The organism is Streptomyces sp. NPDC050121 (assembly GCF_044460385.1).
GTDB classification, from domain to species: domain Bacteria; phylum Actinomycetota; class Actinomycetes; order Streptomycetales; family Streptomycetaceae; genus Streptomyces; species Streptomyces soliscabiei.
Map to the genome: position 1 here is coordinate 37,561 of NZ_JBITJV010000042.1, position 14,721 is coordinate 52,281.

Sequence of the window (14,721 nt, forward strand, 5' to 3'; positions counted from 1 at the left end):
CGGGCCCGGGCCTCTCCGGCCCCGCTGGTGCCCCGACCGTACGAAGCCTGTCCCCCGAGTGGGTGACGTGCTCCGGGACTGGTCCAAGAGGCGTCGGAACAGGAAGATCTCCGCACCTTTTTGACCGTGGACATACGAGAGTTGAGCGGTACTCCCTCCTGTTGGGCCGAACGGGTGCCGCTGCCGTGTCGCGCGGGTGTTTGGCGCGGCACGGGCACTCGACCGGTGCGCCGGCGGCTAGGCATGACCCGAGCACCGGTGTGGAGGAGGCGGTCCGTGGAGGGTGAGCGCGGCAGCGCGGTCCGCAGGGCCGCCGACGCGACCGACGAGCGGCTGCCGCTGTACGACGGCGGTGGACTGCTGCGCAAGGCGTTCCCCCACCACTGGTCGTTCTTCCTCGGCGAACTGGCCCTCTACAGCCTGATCGTCCTGCTGCTGACCGGGGTGTGGCTGACGTTCTTCTTCCAGCCCGAGATGCACGAGGTCGTCTACGGCGGCCGGTACGTGCCCCTGAGCGGCGTGCGGATGTCCGCGGCCTTCGACTCCACCCTGCGGATCAGCTTCGACGTGCGCGGCGGGCTGCTCATCCGGCAGGTGCACCACTGGGCGGCCCTGGTGTTCGTCGCCGCGATCGGCGTGCATGTGCTGAGGGTCTTCTTCACGGGTGCCTTCCGCAGGCCGCGGGAGATGAACTGGGTCATCGGCGTCACGCTGTTCACGCTCGCGCTGGCCGAGGGCTTCGCGGGCTACTCCCTCCCGGACGACCTGCTCTCCGGCACCGGCCTGCGCATCGCGCAGGGCATCATGCTGTCCATCCCGGTGGTGGGCACATACGTGAGCATGTTCGCGTTCGGCGCCGAGTTCCCCGGACACGACATCGTGCCCCGGCTGTACAGCCTGCACATTCTGCTGCTGCCGGGCGCGCTGATCGCGCTGGTCACCCTCCATCTGATCCTCGTCTTCCACCTGAAGCACACGCACTGGCGCGGCCCGGGCCGGACGAACGCGAACGCCGTCGGCAGACCGTTCGTCCCCCAGTTCACGGCCGGCTCGGGCGGCCTGTTCCTCATGGTCTTCGGGGTGCTGACCCTGATGGGCGGGCTCGCGCAGATCAACCCCGTGTGGGTGTACGGCCCCTACCGCCCGGACATCGTGTCGACCGGCTCCCAGCCCGACTTCTACGTCGGCTTCCTGGAAGGGGCGCTACGACTGGTACCGCCCTGGGAGACCAACCTCGCCGGACACACCCTGATGTGGAACGTCCTGCTGCCGGCCGTCGTCCTGCCCGGGCTGTTCTTCACCGCCCTGTACGCGTACCCGTTCGTGGAGCAGCGGCTCACGGGGGAGTGGCAGCAGGAGCACCATCTGTGCGACCGGCCGCGTGAACGCCCCGTGCGCACCGGGCTCGGCGTCGCCGGGATCGTCTTCTACGGCGTCCTGCTGCTGGGCGGCGGCAACGACATCGTGGCCCAGACGTTCCGCATCTCCGTCAACGCCCTCACCTGGATCCTGCGCGTCGCCTTCGTCGTCGGCCCGGTCCTGGCCTTCCTGCTCACCCGTCGCCTGTGCCATGCCCTGCTGGCCGCCGAGCGGGAACGCCTCACCGAGGGGGAGGAGACCGGCGAGGTGCGCCAGTCCGTGTCCGGCGGCTACGAGAGCGACCACCGGCCGGTGGAGAGGTTCCGGCCGGGCGCCCCCAGGACACCGGTCAGTCCACCCGGCCGGAGTCCCGGTCTGCGTACTGGAAGACCATCGCGGACACCCCGGCTCCCAGTACGCCGGCGCCGATGAGGAACAGCCACAGTCCGAACACCACCCCGGTCGCGGTGACGGCGAACCCGGCGGCGACGACGACCGGCCAGGGGCTCTCGGGCGGGAAGAACTCCAGCGGCCCGGCGCCGTCGGCCACTTCGGCGTCCCCGCGGTCCTGAGGGCGCAGCCCCTTGCGCCGGTAGTGCGTCGCGCAGAAGAACGAGATCACCGCGGCCATGAGGCACGCGACGATCAGCGCCGCGGTACCGGCCGGATCGGCGTGCGACCACACCCCGTAGAGCACCGCGCAGCCTCCGAAGAAGGCGGCGACACCGCCGAAGAGGAACGACTCGGCCCTCATCGCAGACCCTCCTCACGCGCCAGTTCCACGACGGCCGGATGGTGCAGATCGAAGGCCGGGGACTCCGACCGCACCCGCGGCAGCGCCGTGAAGTTGTGCCGGGGCGGCGGACACGCCGTCGCCCACTCCAGGCCGCGCCCGTACCCCCAGGGATCGTCCACGGCGACGAGCCGCCCGTGACGCGCCGTGTGCCACACGTTGTACAGGAACGGCAGCGTGGAGACCCCGAGCAGGAACGCGCCCACCGACGACAGCGTGTTCAGCAGCGTGAAGCCGTCGGACGGGAGGTAGTCGGCGTACCGGCGGGGCATGCCCTCCTCGCCGAGCCAGTGCTGTACCAGGAAGGTCAGCTGGAACGCCGGGAACAGCAGCCAGAAGTGCAGTTTGCCCAGCCGCTCGTCCAGCATCCGCCCGGTGAACTTCGGCCACCAGAAGTAGAACCCGGCGAACATCGCGAAGACCACGGTGCCGAACAGCACGTAGTGCAGGTGCGCCACGATGAAGTACGAGTCGGTGAGGTGGAAGTCGAGCGGCGGCGACGCGATGAGCACCCCGCTCAACCCGCCCAGCAGGAACGACACCAGGAACCCGAGCGACCACAGCATCGGCGTCTCGAACGACAGGGACCCCCCGATCATGGTGCCGATCCACGCGAAGAACTTGATGCCGGTGGGGACGGCGATCAGGAACGACATCAGCGAGAAGAACGGCAGCAGCACCGCTCCGGTGGCGAACATGTGGTGAGCCCAGACCACCGCGGACAGCATGGTGATGGCGATCGTCGCACCGATCATCGGCAGGTAGCCGAACAGGGGCTTGCGCGCGAACACGGGAATGATCTCCGAGATGATCCCGAAGAACGGCAGCGCCACGATGTACACCTCGGGATGCCCGAAGAACCAGAACAGGTGCTGCCAGAGGATCGCCCCGCCGTTCGTGGCGTCGAAGACATGGCTGCCGAACTTCCGGTCCGACTCCAGCGCCAGCAGCGCCGCGGTGAGCACGGGGAACGCGGGCAGCACCAGGATCGAGGTGAACAGCACGTTCCAGCTGAAGATCGGCATCCGGAACATCGTCAGCCCGGGGGCGCGCAGACACATGATCGTGGTGATGAAGTTGACCGCGCCCAGGGTGGTCGACACGCCGGTGACCACGAGCCCCATCACCCAAAGGTCGCCGCCCGCGCCGGGAGAGTAGTAGCCGCTGTTCAGCGGCGCGTACGCGAACCAGCCGAACGCCGCCGCGCCGCCCGGCACCACGAACCCCGACACCACCATCAGACCGCCGAACAGGTACATCCAGTACGACAGCGCGTTCAGCCGGGGGAAGGCCACGTCCGGCGCCCCGATCTGCAGCGGCATCACGGCGTTCGCGAACCCCGCGAACATCGGGGTAGCGAAGAGCAGCATCATGATCGTGCCGTGGATGGTGAAGAGCTCGTTGTAGCCCTGCTCGCTGGTGAACTGCAGCCCCGGACGGGCCAGTTCGGCGCGCATCGCCAGCGCCAGCAGACCGGCGAAGAGGAAGAAGCAGAAGGCCGTCACCATGTACAGCCGTCCGATGACCTTGTGGTCGGTCGTGGACGCCCAGCGCAACAGCGTCCGGCCGGGCGAGCGCGGGGAGGAGGCGCCGCCGCGGTCCTCGTCGGCGCGTTCCGACAGTTCGGTCATCGTCCTCCTCCAGGTGACCGGCGGTGACCGGGCGCGGACGCGGGGTGAGCCCGCACGACAGCCCCGACGCTACTGCCGCCACCGGCGCGATCCGGCCGCGCCACGCCTCCTGTCCCCCGTCAGAGGACGCAGTGCGGCCGCGCACACCTCACGGATGGTGCGGAGCCCCGGGGCGCACCAGGGCGAGCGTGCCGTCGGGGTCCAGGGTGATGCGGACGCCGGCACTGATCCGGTCCAGCGTCGCGCGCAGCCAGGCCCGGTCCGCGTCCGGCGCGGGTTCGAGCCGCATCCGCCGGGCCCGCAGGGCCGCCATCCGCAGACCCGCCAGCCCTCCCGTGTCCGCGGCCACCTGAACGAGGTAGGCGATCCGGAGATCGTCGCGGTACTCCTCGTAGCCGGAGATGCCCTCGTAGTCGTCGATGAAGTCCCCGCAGCCATACAGGACGAGCCGGTCGCGGTACACCTCGACGGGGCGCGGATGGTGCGAGGAATGGCCGTGCACGAGATCGACGCCGCCATCCACCAGGGCGCGCGCGAAGCGGATCTGATCGCGGGGGACGCGGTACCCCCAGTTGGCGCCCCAGTGCACCGACACGACCACCAGATCGCCCGAGCGCTTCGTCCGCCGCACATGCCGGACCACCGCCGCGGCCGTGTCCGCCGACAACTCGGGCAGATAGGAGACACCGGGTACGGTCGGGCTCGTCGCCCAGTCGGCCGGTACGCCGCTGGACCGCGCCGCGAGTGCGAACACGAGCACCCGGCCGCCACCCGGGAGGGGCACCACGGCGGGCGCGTAGGCCTCGTCCGGGGCGCGTCCGGCCCCCGCGGTCCGCAGGCCCACGCGCGCCAACGAGTCGAGCGTCTCCTCCAGACCGGGGCGGCCGAAGTCCAGCACATGGTTGTTGGCCAGGACGCAGACGTCCGGCCGGGCGGCCGTGAGAGCGGGCAGGTTCGCCGGGTGCATCCGGTAGTGCACCGCCTTGCCGGGCGCGAAGGCGTCGCAGCGCGTCACAGCCGTCTCCAGGTTGACGATCCTGACGTCCGGGTCGGCCTGCGCCAGCAGCCGCAGCGCCTCGCCCCACGGCCAGGAAGGGGCGACGGGAGCGGGTATCGGCCCGTTGACGGACTCCGCCAGCCGAACGTAGTCCCGGGCGTCGCCGACGTAACCCTCCCGCAGCCGAGGACTGCCGGGATGCGCAAGGATCTGATCGACGCCGCGCCCGAGCATCACATCGCCGCACAGGAACAGCGTCACCACAGCGCCGCCCATGTCCCCACGGTAACCCTCCCGCATATGCGTGGCGGCGGAAGGGCCGGGGTACCCCGAAAAGGCGCACGCGAGTCGCTGGAGGGCCGCGATGGAGCTGGTCGAGGAGCGTCCCTACCGCTTCCGCATCGAACCCCGGGGACGGATGCGGGTGCCCGGCGTGGTCTTCGCCTCCCGCGCCCTGCTCGCCGACGCCGAGCAGTCACTGGAGCAGGTCGTCAACGTGGCCGCGCTGCCCGGGATCGTCGCCGCCTCGTACGCCATGCCGGACATCCACTGGGGCTACGGCTTCCCCATCGGCGGCGTGGCCGCGACCGACACCGAGGACGGCGGCGTGGTCTCGCCCGGCGGGGTCGGCTTCGACATCTCCTGCGGGGTGCGGCTGCTGGCCGCCGACACCGACGTCGGCACGCTCCGCCCCGCGCTGCCCGCGGTCATGGACGGCCTGGACCGGGCCATCCCCCGCGGTGCGGGACCCGGCGGGGTGTGGCGGCTCACCGGCCCCGGGCAACTGGAGAGGATCCTGCGAGGCGGTTCCCGGTACGCCGTCGAAGAGGGATACGGCGAGCAGCGCGACCTGCTGCGCTGCGAGGACGGCGGGGCCGTCGCCGACGCCGAGGTGCGCCAGGTCGGCCGGCGGGCCAGGGAGCGCGGCCTCGGACAGGTCGGCAGCCTGGGCTCCGCCAACCACTTCCTGGAGGTGCAGAGGGTCGCCGAGGTCTACGACGAGAGCATCGCCGCGGCGTTCGGGATCGCGCTCGGCCAGGTGTGTGTGATGATCCACTGCGGCTCGCGCGGGCTCGGCCACCAGATCTGCACCGACCACGTCCGGGCGATGGACCGGGCCATGGCCCGCTACGGCATCAGCGTGCCCGACCGGCAGCTCGCCTGCACCCCGGTGGACTCGCCGGAGGGAAAGGCGTATCTGGGCGCGATGGCGGCGGCCGCCAACTACGGCCGCGCGAACCGCCAGTTGCTGTCCGACGCGGCCCGCCGGGTCTTTCGTGACGCCGTCGGGGCCCGTCTCTCCCTCGTGTACGACGTGTCCCATAACCTCGCCAAGACCGAGCCCCACACAGTGGACGGCAGGCGCCGCAGGCTGTGCGTGCACCGCAAGGGCGCGACCCGGGCCTTCCCGCCCGGCCATCCCGACCTTCCCCAGGACCTGCGGGAGTTCGGGCAACCGGTGCTGATTCCCGGCACCATGGGCACGGCCTCGTACGTGCTCGCCGGAGTGCCCGAAGGCGGCGCGTTCTTCTCCACCTGCCACGGTGCGGGCCGGGTGATGAGCCGGCACCGGGCGGCGCGCACGGTCACCGGGGCGCAGGTGAGGGCCCGGCTGGAGGCGAACGGCATCGCGGTGCGCCCCCGGTCGTTGCGCGGGCTGTCCGAGGAGACCCCGGAGGCGTACAAGGACGTGGGCGAGGTGGTGGCGGTGAGCGAGAGAGCCGGACTGTGCCGCACGGTCGCCCGGCTGGTGCCGCTGGGAGTGGTCAAGGGCTGAACGCCCCGCACCTGCCTACCGGCCGGCCCCTCGCCCCCGCCCGGACCTCCGGGCCGTCACACGTCGACCGTCACCGCGGGGCCGTCACACGTCGACCGTCACCGCGCACGACCAGCCGTACGGGCCCGGCCCGATGTGCAGCTCGTGCCACGCGACGGCCTTCGGCACCGAACCGACGATCTCCACCTCCGACAGGGCCGCGACCGCCAGCCGCACATCGAGGCCGTCGTCCATGGCCACCGCCTCCAGATCGACGGGCACCTGACCGTGCACCTCCAGCCGGTAGACGACCTCGTCCAGCAGCGCCACCAGCAGATCGTCGTCGGCGGCCTCGGCGAACTGGACCCGCTCCACGGCCGTGGGCCGCACCGCCGTGACGTCGGCGAAGCACTCCACCATCCCCAGCGCCGCCTCCACCAGACAGCGCTCGCGGCTCGTGCCCCATGCGTCGACGCGGATGTCGGCGGTGTGCGGCACCGTCCGGTGGCCGCTCTCGCCCTGCCGCCGCGCCTGAATCTCGTCGTCCCCGTCGCCGACCATGCCCGCCGTCACCTCTCCCGGCCTGATGCGTCGGCCGGGGCGTCCGGATCGGCCGACGCGCCCGATGCCGTCGTGCGGCCCGAGCCGCCCACCCGCGGCCTGCGGTGGCGGCGCCGACGCAGGGCCGCCCCGCTCGTCGCCACGGCCAGGCCCAGGCTGAACAGGAGCGCCAGTGCCAGACCGGAGCTGAAGACGGCAAGCGTGTTCATGGTGGCGATGTGGTGATCGAGCACCGACACGCTGTACTCGGGGCCGCCGGACAGGTTGTCGGCGATCACCAGGCAGGTGAAGGCACCGGTGGCCGCGAGCAGGAGCAGCCCGACGAACAGCATCCTGGTCATCTCCCCGCAAGAGTGCTTCGACGCCCCGAGTACCCCGGTTGGCCGGCCGCAGTCTGGATACCCGGAAGGAGTCCGGACGGGCCGGCGAGGCCCCGTGAGGCCCCGGCGCGCCGGGGAAAGAAGATGACGAGCGATGATCACCCAACTGGTCCGCGTGCCCGTCGACCGCGCCGCGCTGATGGGTGACCTCGTCCTGCCGACGCCGGCCCGGGCCGTGGTGCTGTTCGCCCACGGCAGCGGCAGCTCCCGGCACAGCCCCCGCAACCGCATGGTCGCCGCCGAACTGCGCACCGCCGGACTGGGCACCCTGCTGGTCGATCTGCTCACCGAACGCGAGGACGCCGAGGACGCGGCGACGGGGGTGTACCGCTTCGACATCGCGCTGCTGGGCCACCGCGTCGTCGCCGTCCTCGACTGGCTGACGGGCCAGCACGACACCAGGACACTGCCCCTCGTGCTGTTCGGCGCCAGCACGGGCGCGGCAGCGGCTCTGCTGGCCGCCGCCGAGCGGCCGGAGCGGGTCCTGACCGTGGTGTCACGCGGCGGGCGGCCCGACCTCGCGGGCGCGGCCCTGGAGCGCGTACGGGCTCCGGTGCTGCTCCTCGTGGGCGGCCGCGACCCGGAGGTGCTGCGGCTGAACCAGGAGGCGGCCCGACGGCTGCATGTCCCGCACTTCATCCAGGTGGTGCCGGGCGCCACTCACCTGTTCGAGGAGCCCGGCGCGCTGGAGCAGGTCGCCCGGGCGGCGAGGCAGTGGTGCGAGGACTGCCTGAAGTCCGCACCGCCGCCGACGCGCGGAGCGCCCGAGACGGGGGAGGACTGACCGGAAGGAGCGGCGGTCGCCATGCAGTTCCGTGATAGACGACAGGCCGGACGGAAACTCGCCGACGAGCTGCGGACCCGGCAGGAACAGGGCGCCCTGCCCGACCCCCTCGTGCTCGCCCTGCCACGCGGCGGTGTCACCGTGGCCGCCGAGGTCGCCCGGGTCCTCCACGCCCCGCTGGACGTGCTCGTCGTACGGAAGATCGGCGCCCCCTTCCAGGAGGAACTCGGCGTCGGCGCGATCACCGGCGACGACGAGGCGCTCTTCGACGACGACGTCCTCGGCAGGCTGGGCCTCAGCAGGAGCCGGCTCGCCCCGGTGGTGGAGCGGGAACGCACCGAACTGCGTCGCCGCGAGGGGCTGTACCGAGAGGGCCGCCCCGCCCCCGACCTGCGGGGACGTACCGTGATCGTGGTCGACGACGGGCTGGCGACCGGCGTCACGGCGCGCGCCGCGCTGCGGTCCGTATGGCGGCGCGCGCCGCGGCGGGTCGTGCTGGCGGTGCCGGTCGGCGCGCCGGAGGCGGTTCTCCTCCTGCGCGCCGAGGCCGACGACGTGATCTGCCTGCACCAGCCGGCCCACTTCATGGCCGTGGGCCTGTGGTACGAGGACTTCCAGCAGCTCACGGACGCGGACGTACTGGACGCCCTGCGCACGGCCGCCCAACGGTGATCTACCGCATGAGCTCCCAGTCCTGGGAGCCGTCCGTGAGCGCGTTCTGCAAGGTCAGCTGCGCACCTGCGGACGCACCGGTCAGATACAGGTTGGTGTTCTTGACGGACTGGAGTCTGTAGAACCCGTCGCTGGTCTTCACGAGGTTCCAGCTGCCGGTGGCGCTGTTGTCGACCCACTGTCCGATCTTCTGGCCGGCCGTCGCGTTGCCCGTCCAGATGGCCGCGGCCCGGCCGCCCGACTTGTTCAGCAGGCTCACGCCGCCGTTCGGCTCGCTCACCACATGCCAGTACTGGGTGTCCGGGTTCGCCGCCGACCCCGGCGCCTCCAGCCGGACGTCGGGCACGTCCGTGTTGCCGATGTTGGCGTCGTTGGTCTTGTTCCCGGTGCCGATCACCTGATCGGTCCTGCGGTTGACCAGCTGGTAGTAGGCGCCGTCCGAGTGGCCGAGGTCCACCTCGGCGTACGCGATCGTGGAAGTGCCCTGGTTGTTGAGGATCGCGATGCGGCCGGTGCCCTCGACGTACTGCAGGTCGCGGCTGTAACCGGCCGCCGACGTCGTCTGGTACTCCTTCCAGGCGCCGTCGCTGCGCCCGCTGTCGTTGACCCAGACGTTGCCGCTGCCGGCCGCGTTGTAGACCAGGCGCCCGCCGGGCAGCCTGATGAGGACCGGGCTGCCGCCCGTCGCGAGGGCGCGGGAACCGGTGTCGAGCGGCAGGGAGGTGACGCCGGTGCCCGTCGCGGAGCCGGCGTAGAACTTCAGCGGGTCGTCGGCGAGGACGTACTTGGTGTTGACCCCGCCGCCCCAGTACTCGAAGGTCAGGAGCCATTTGCCGTCCGTCGTGCGGACGACGTTCGCCATGCCGGGCCGCCCGCCGCCGATCTCCGTCTTGCCGCCGCCCAGGTCCTGGGTCAGCCCGGCGACGTCGACGACGGGGGCGCTCCACGCGGCACTGCGGCCGTCCCAGGTCCGGTGGGCGAGGATCTGGCCCTGTGAGTCCGCGGCGGTGTCGTTGGCGGGGTCCAGGGTCGCGACGCCGGTGGTGGCGTCGAAGCCGGTGTAGTCGTTCTCGTCGGAGTAGTAGCAGACGAGCCGGCCCTTGTAGACCATCAGGTACGGCTCCCAGACGGGATCCACCTGCTTGTTCGTGTTCGCACCCGCGATGTTCTGCCCGACCGCGCCCGCGCTGCCGCCCTGCCAGCCGCCGCTCGCGACGACGTTGACGACCTTCCACGACGCACCGTCGTCGGCGCTGGAGTACAGGGCGATCGCCAGGTCCTTGCGGTCCCCGTCGTTGGACGGCGTCCAGTTCGGGTCGGCCGCCTTGTGCTCCTTGTAGTAGTAGTCGTCGCCCGACACGACGCTCGCCAGCAGCAGCGTGCCCTGCTTCAGGTTCCCGACGTCCTGCGGCAGCACATAGAGATACGGGTTGGTCCAGTTGCTCGTGTACTTCGCGTACCGGGGGTCGCTGGACAGATACGCCGGTGCTTTGACCTCCGACAGCGGCTGCCACGTCGTTCCGTGGTCGTCGCTCTTGTAGACCGGGAGGGTCTGCTGGTCCGCGCTGCCCGTCGCCGGTACGACGGTGGACTTCTCGAACGACGCGACCAGCCGCCCGCTCGGCAGCTCCGCCGACTTCGGGTAGATCGCGCAGTTTCCGCGCCCCTTCAGACACGGATCGCCGCCCAACTGGTACAGGATGCCGCCCGTCGGGTTGTACGCCTGCGCCGTGGCCATCGGGATCACCAGCAGCGCCGACGCGGCGGTGAGGCCGCCCAGCGTTCGGGCGAGTCTTCTTCTTTGCACAGCCCCTCCTTGGGGGTGGGTCAGGAGTGGAGGACGCGTACGTCCCACGGGCCGAGGCCCAGCGCCGCGCCCGCGGGGACGCGGGTGCCGGTCAGGGCGTCGAAGAGGTCCACGGGCACGGGGACGCTCACGGGTTCGAAGCTCCAGTTGTGGACGATGTGGACGCGGCGTCCGTCGGGCGAGGCGCCGGTCGTCGCCGTGACCGAGACCGGGAGCGAATCCCAGGCGTGGCGTGCCGACGGGGTCAGCCACTCGGCCAGGCCCCGGGCGAGGTCACGGCCGGGCACGGTCCCCACGTAGGTGACACGGCCCTCGCCGTGGCGGCGGGTGGTGACCGCGGGCCAGCGGCCGAAGTGGGGGTGGTCGTAGCCCACGAGTACGTCGGCGTCGGTGACGGTGAGCCCGTCGGCCCAGCGCGTCGCCGTCGCGCCCGCGGGGACGTGCAGCGGGCTGCCCGGCGCGGGTCGTACGGGGACCTCCCGCACGAGGTTGCTGAACTCGTCGTACGCCACGCCCGCCGCCTCGGTGAGGCGTCCCGGCGCCGCCTCGGCCCGGGCCCGGGCCCCCTCGTCCGCGTAGCCGGTGCGCGGGCCGAGGACCAGATGGCCGCCGGCATGGGCGTAGGCGGCCAGCCAGTCGAGCGTCGAGTCGGCGGCCAGGTACAGCGCCGGCACGACAAGCACGGGATGACGGCGGACGGCCTCCTCGGGCGTCAGCCCCTCGCGCTCGCCGCTCGGGTCGTGCAACTGGCGGGCGTGCACGATGCGGACCTGACGGCCCGCGTCGAAGGCGCCCCGGTAGAAGGGGTCGAAGATGCGGTGGTAGGCGGCGGGGTCGGGCGAGCCGTCCGGCTTGGCGAGCGGCGGGTACTTCTGCATGAGCCACTTGCTGGGCGTCGAGTAGACCATCGTGATGTCGGCGTCCGGTTCGAGCCCGGCGACGAGCGGCCCCGCAGCCTCGAACTCCGCGCCCAGCCGGGCGAGTTCGGCGTACGTCCGGCCCGGCCGGCCGGTGTGCGGGAGGATGCCGCCCCAGTAGGTCTCCGCGCCGAAGTGCAGCGTGTGCCAGTGCCAGTACTCGATCATGCGGGCGCCACGCGCGACCAGCGCCCAGGCGGCCTGCCGCCACTGGCCGTCGTAGGCCGGCCGATTGTCCCAGGGGAAGCCGATGGACCCGGCGTTGGTCTCGGTGACCAGGAACGGCTCCTGGCGGGAGGAGAACATCCAGTCGGCGGTCTGGTACAGCGCCCAGGTGCCGGTGGTCTGCCAGATCTGCTCATGGCCGTCGGGCGTGGGGTCGGGCAGTTGCAGCGCGTCCTGCATGCCGTAGTACGGGTTGCCGGAGGCGATGTCGAGCGGGTCGGTCAGCTCGTCGTCCTCCACCGCGGGACGGGTGTAGGAGATGCAGGTGGTGACGAACTGCTCGGGGCGGGCGTACTCACGGACGATGTCGGCCTGCCAGCCGATGAACTCCGTGACCTGACGGGCCTGGAAGGCGCGCCAGGCGACGTCGTACTGCGGCTGTGCGTTGCCGTCCGGGGTCCACAGGTCCGACCAGCTGGACAGGCGGTGGGACCAGTACACCAGCCCCCACTCGCGGTTGAGGGTCTCGACGTCGCCGTACGTCTCACGCAGATGGTCCACGAAACGCTGGAAGACGCCGTGGTTGTGCAGGAGTTCGTTGCCCGGCTCGTTGTCCACCTGGAAGCCGATCACCGCGGGGTGGTCGGCGTACCGGGCGACGATCTTCCGGATGACCCGCTCGGCGTGGAAGCGGAACGCCGGGTGGGTGAAGTCGACCTCCTGCCGGGCGCCCCAGCCGATCCGCTCACCGGTGCGCCGCTCACCGGTGATCTCCGGGTACTGGCGGGCCAGCCACGGCGGGACGGCGTACGTCGGGGTCCCGAGCACGACGGAGATGCCCCGCTCATGGGCGCCGTCGAGGACCGGCTGGAGCCAGTCGAGGTCGAAGACGTCGTTCTCGGGCTCCCAGGTCGACCAGACGGACTCACCGACCCGGATGACGGTGACATGCGCGTCGGCCATCAGGTCGAGGTCGGTCTTGAGGCGTTCGTCCGGCCGTTCACAGAGCTGGTACTCGTGGTAGTAAGCGGCGCCGAACAGGACGCGGGCGGGCAGTTCCGCCATGAAGGGGACCTCCGGAGGAGAAGTGACGTGAGGGGGGTTACTGCTTGACGCCGCCGGCGGCCAGGCCGCTCTGCCAGTACCGCTGGAGCAGCAGGAACGCCACGACGAGCGGGATGATCGACAGCATGGAGCCGGTCACGACCAGCGCGAGCATGTCGCTGCTGGTGCCGGCCCCGCCGTTCTGTGCCTGCGCGGCCCAGGAGGAGAGGCCGACGGTGACGGGGTACAGGTCCGGGTCGTTCAGCATGATCAGCGGCAGGAAGTAGTTGTTCCAGGTCGCCACCAGCGTGAACAGCAGCACCGTCACCAGGCCGGGGCCCAGCAGCCGCAGCGCGATCCGGAAGAAGATCCGGGCCTCCCCGGCGCCGTCGATGCGGGCGGCCTCCAGCAGGCTGTCGGGGACGGCGTCCTGGGCGTAGATACGCATCAGGTAGAGGCCGAACGGGTTGACGAGGGAGGGCAGGATGATGGCCCAGGGGGTGTTGACCAGCCCCGCCTTCGCGAAGAGCAGGTACGTCGGGATGGCCAGGGCGGTGGTCGGGACCATGACGGCGCCCAGGACCAGGTTGAAGGCGGCCCGGTCGCCGCGGAAGCGGAACTTGGCGAACCCGTACCCGCCGGCGGCCGCGAGCAGCGCGGCCCCGAGCGCGCTGACCCCGGCGTACATCACCGTGTTGAGCAGCCAGTGCACGAAGACGCCGTCGTCCTGGGTGAGGGTCTGCCTGATGTTCGTCAGCAGTTGCGGGGCGTGCGAGAACCACAGGCCGAAGCTGTTGAACAGGTCCTGGGTGCTCTTGGTGGAGGCGATCAGCAGCCAGCACAGGGGGAGGAGGAAGTAGGCCAGGGCGGCCAGCATGGCGATGGTCAGGGGGGTGCTGCGGCGGGCCGCGCGCCCTTTCGAGGGAACGCCGGCCGTCGGCACGGCCGCCGTCGGTGCCACCGGTGTCGCCGGGGTTGTCGTCGTCACGGGGTCCTCCGGCGGTTCGCGGTGAGCAGGACGGCGTAGGAGGCGACCACGATGACGAGGCCGAGGAGGAAGGACACCGTGGCCGCGTAGTTGACCTGCTGGCCGGTGAAGGCGAGCGTGTAGGCGTAGAGGTTGGCGGTGTAGGAACTGCTGATGACGTCCGGCGCTATCTTCATCAGCAGGTTCGGCTCGTTGAAGAGCTGGAAGCTGCCGATGACGGAGAACAGCAGGGTGAGCAGGAGCGCCGGGCGGAGCGCCGGTAGCTTGATCGACCAGGCGATGCGCCAGGCGCCGGCGCCGTCCATCGCGGCCGCCTCGTACAGCTCGCCGGGGACGGTGCGCAGCGCGGCATACAGGATGATCATGTTGTAGCCGACGAACTCCCAGGTCACGATGTTCGCCAGGCTGGCGAGCATCCAGCTGTCACCGAGGAAGTCGGGGACCGGGAGGTCCAGTTGACGGCCGAGCTGGGCGAACGGGCCGAAGTCGGGCCCGTACAGATAGCCCCACATGAGCGCGGCGACGACGCTCGGCACGGCGTACGGCACGAAGATGCCCAGCCGGATCACCCGGGCGAGCCGCAGCAGCCCGCTGTCGAGCGCGAGCGCGAACAGCAGCGCCAGCAGCAGCATCACCGGGACCTGGATGAGGAAGAACAGGGCCACGCGGCCCACGCCGTGCAGGAGTTGGGGGTCCTTGAGGGCTTGGACGTAGTTGTCGAGGCCGACGAAGACCGTTCCGCCGATCAGCCGCTCCTGGAAGAGGCTGAGGTAGGCGGCGTAGGCGAGGGGGGCGAGGAAGAGCAGGAGGAACAGCACCATGAAGGGTGCGACGAACAGCGGTCCTGCCGCCCGACGACGGCTCATC

13 protein-coding genes are annotated in these 14,721 nt (G+C 71.1%); 4 read left to right on the forward strand and 9 right to left on the reverse strand.

Features of this window, described 5'->3' with window-relative positions:
• The first annotated feature begins 243 nt into the window (after nt 1–243).
• Nucleotides 244–1,791, forward strand: coding sequence for a cytochrome bc complex cytochrome b subunit (locus ACIBTS_RS40780; protein ID WP_399325824.1), 1,548 nt, complete (start codon nt 244–246; stop codon nt 1,789–1,791).
• On the opposite strand, the gene ACIBTS_RS40785 is transcribed toward ACIBTS_RS40780, so the two are convergent.
• The 3 genes from ACIBTS_RS40785 to ACIBTS_RS40795 form a co-directional block, all read right to left on the reverse strand.
• Nucleotides 1,709–2,113, reverse strand: a complete 405-nt coding sequence (locus ACIBTS_RS40785) for a cytochrome c oxidase subunit 4 (protein WP_079657577.1) — start codon at nt 2,111–2,113, stop codon at nt 1,709–1,711. The two genes, ACIBTS_RS40780 and ACIBTS_RS40785, sit on opposite strands and share 83 nt — an antisense overlap.
• Nucleotides 2,110–3,783 carry a cytochrome c oxidase subunit I gene (ctaD, locus tag ACIBTS_RS40790; RefSeq protein ID WP_319672968.1) on the reverse strand — a complete coding sequence of 558 codons (1,674 nt, stop codon included), beginning with the start codon at nt 3,781–3,783 and terminating at the stop codon, nt 2,110–2,112. Before ctaD ends, ACIBTS_RS40785 begins: the two co-directional genes overlap by 4 nt.
• Before the next feature lie 148 nt (nt 3,784–3,931).
• Nucleotides 3,932–5,056 carry a CapA family protein gene (locus tag ACIBTS_RS40795; RefSeq protein ID WP_399325826.1) on the reverse strand — a complete coding sequence of 375 codons (1,125 nt, stop codon included), beginning with the start codon at nt 5,054–5,056 and terminating at the stop codon, nt 3,932–3,934.
• 88 nt (nt 5,057–5,144) lie between these two features.
• Between ACIBTS_RS40795 and ACIBTS_RS40800 the strand changes: the two genes are divergently transcribed.
• Nucleotides 5,145–6,557 (forward strand): RtcB family protein, encoded by a 1,413-nt coding sequence (locus ACIBTS_RS40800; RefSeq protein ID WP_399325828.1) that lies wholly within the window; start codon nt 5,145–5,147, stop codon nt 6,555–6,557.
• 84 nt (nt 6,558–6,641) lie between these two features.
• Here the strand turns inward: ACIBTS_RS40800 and ACIBTS_RS40805 are convergent, their stop codons facing one another.
• Together ACIBTS_RS40805 and ACIBTS_RS40810 are read right to left on the reverse strand one after the other, a co-directional pair.
• The gene (locus tag ACIBTS_RS40805) at nt 6,642–7,097 is read right to left on the reverse strand and encodes an archease (RefSeq protein ID WP_319672965.1); all 456 of its coding nucleotides are present in this window, start codon (nt 7,095–7,097) and stop codon (nt 6,642–6,644) included.
• Nucleotides 7,098–7,105: 8 nt separating this feature from the next.
• Nucleotides 7,106–7,438 carry a hypothetical protein gene (locus ACIBTS_RS40810; protein WP_319672964.1) on the reverse strand — a complete coding sequence of 111 codons (333 nt, stop codon included), beginning with the start codon at nt 7,436–7,438 and terminating at the stop codon, nt 7,106–7,108.
• Nucleotides 7,439–7,571: 133 nt separating this feature from the next.
• On the opposite strand from ACIBTS_RS40810, the gene ACIBTS_RS40815 reads away from it, so the two are divergent.
• Entirely contained in the window at nt 7,572–8,261 is a 690-nt protein-coding gene (locus ACIBTS_RS40815; protein ID WP_399325831.1) for a dienelactone hydrolase family protein, read from the forward strand.
• Nucleotides 8,262–8,282: 21 nt separating this feature from the next.
• The gene (locus ACIBTS_RS40820; protein ID WP_319672962.1) at nt 8,283–8,933 is read left to right on the forward strand and encodes a phosphoribosyltransferase family protein; all 651 of its coding nucleotides are present in this window, start codon (nt 8,283–8,285) and stop codon (nt 8,931–8,933) included.
• 1 nt (nt 8,934) lies between these two features.
• Here the strand turns inward: ACIBTS_RS40820 and ACIBTS_RS40825 are convergent, their stop codons facing one another.
• From ACIBTS_RS40825 to ACIBTS_RS40840, 4 genes are all read right to left on the reverse strand, one after another.
• On the reverse strand, nt 8,935–10,671 hold the full coding sequence (locus ACIBTS_RS40825; protein WP_399325885.1) for an RICIN domain-containing protein: 1,737 nt from the start codon (nt 10,669–10,671) through the stop codon (nt 8,935–8,937).
• An 89-nt stretch (nt 10,672–10,760) separates the two neighbouring features.
• Nucleotides 10,761–12,887, reverse strand: a complete 2,127-nt coding sequence (locus tag ACIBTS_RS40830; RefSeq protein WP_399325832.1) for a beta-galactosidase — start codon at nt 12,885–12,887, stop codon at nt 10,761–10,763.
• 37 nt (nt 12,888–12,924) lie between these two features.
• Nucleotides 12,925–13,854, reverse strand: coding sequence for a carbohydrate ABC transporter permease (locus tag ACIBTS_RS40835; protein WP_399325834.1), 930 nt, complete (start codon nt 13,852–13,854; stop codon nt 12,925–12,927).
• Nucleotides 13,851–14,720: a sugar ABC transporter permease gene (locus tag ACIBTS_RS40840; RefSeq protein ID WP_319672959.1), complete on the reverse strand. Its 870-nt coding sequence runs from the start codon at nt 14,718–14,720 to the stop codon at nt 13,851–13,853. Before ACIBTS_RS40840 ends, ACIBTS_RS40835 begins: the two co-directional genes overlap by 4 nt.
• Nucleotide 14,721: the final 1 nt, after the last annotated feature.

Excerpts from the sequence above, each read along its gene's own strand:
- ACIBTS_RS40780 (WP_399325824.1), top strand. The coding sequence starts at position 244 with ATGACCCGAGCACCGGTGTGGAGGAGGCGGTCCGTGGAGGGTGAGCGC.
- ACIBTS_RS40785 (WP_079657577.1), bottom strand. The coding sequence starts at position 2,113 with ATGAGGGCCGAGTCGTTCCTCTTCGGCGGTGTCGCCGCCTTCTTCGGA.
- ctaD (WP_319672968.1), bottom strand. The coding sequence starts at position 3,783 with ATGACCGAACTGTCGGAACGCGCCGACGAGGACCGCGGCGGCGCCTCC.
- ACIBTS_RS40795 (WP_399325826.1), bottom strand. The coding sequence starts at position 5,056 with ATGGGCGGCGCTGTGGTGACGCTGTTCCTGTGCGGCGATGTGATGCTC.
- ACIBTS_RS40800 (WP_399325828.1), top strand. The coding sequence starts at position 5,145 with ATGGAGCTGGTCGAGGAGCGTCCCTACCGCTTCCGCATCGAACCCCGG.
- ACIBTS_RS40805 (WP_319672965.1), bottom strand. The coding sequence starts at position 7,097 with ATGGTCGGCGACGGGGACGACGAGATTCAGGCGCGGCGGCAGGGCGAG.
- ACIBTS_RS40810 (WP_319672964.1), bottom strand. The coding sequence starts at position 7,438 with ATGACCAGGATGCTGTTCGTCGGGCTGCTCCTGCTCGCGGCCACCGGT.
- ACIBTS_RS40815 (WP_399325831.1), top strand. The coding sequence starts at position 7,572 with ATGATCACCCAACTGGTCCGCGTGCCCGTCGACCGCGCCGCGCTGATG.
- ACIBTS_RS40820 (WP_319672962.1), top strand. The coding sequence starts at position 8,283 with ATGCAGTTCCGTGATAGACGACAGGCCGGACGGAAACTCGCCGACGAG.
- ACIBTS_RS40825 (WP_399325885.1), bottom strand. The coding sequence starts at position 10,671 with ATGGCCACGGCGCAGGCGTACAACCCGACGGGCGGCATCCTGTACCAG.
- ACIBTS_RS40830 (WP_399325832.1), bottom strand. The coding sequence starts at position 12,887 with ATGGCGGAACTGCCCGCCCGCGTCCTGTTCGGCGCCGCTTACTACCAC.
- ACIBTS_RS40840 (WP_319672959.1), bottom strand. The coding sequence starts at position 14,720 with ATGAGCCGTCGTCGGGCGGCAGGACCGCTGTTCGTCGCACCCTTCATG.